The organism is Vibrio jasicida CAIM 1864 = LMG 25398, from assembly GCF_000400365.1.
Taxonomy (GTDB): domain Bacteria; phylum Pseudomonadota; class Gammaproteobacteria; order Enterobacterales; family Vibrionaceae; genus Vibrio; species Vibrio jasicida.
Genome location: NZ_BAOG01000258.1, coordinates 1 through 221, shown reverse-complemented (window position 1 = coordinate 221; position 221 = coordinate 1). Strand labels below are relative to the sequence as shown.

Annotated in this window: 2 tRNA genes; both read right to left on the bottom strand. The window is 48.0% G+C overall.

Going from position 1 to position 221, the window contains the following annotated elements:
• Positions 1-3 precede the first annotated feature (3 nt).
• A tRNA-Leu gene (locus tag VJL_RS27390) sits at positions 4-88 on the bottom strand.
• 51 nt (positions 89-139) lie between these two features.
• A tRNA-Met gene (locus VJL_RS27385) sits at positions 140-216 on the bottom strand.
• Positions 217-221 lie beyond the last annotated feature (5 nt).

Genomic DNA, 221 nt, shown 5'->3' with positions numbered 1-221 from the left:
GTATGGTGCGGTCGGAGAGACTTGAACTCTCACACCTTGCGGCGCCAGAACCTAAATCTGGTGCGTCTACCAATTCCGCCACGACCGCGACTTTTCTAAATCATCTAGGAAATTGGTAAAACCTAGACAATAAAATAAATGGTGGCTACGACGGGATTCGAACCTGTGACCCCATCATTATGAGTGATGTGCTCTAACCAGCTGAGCTACGTAGCCAACAA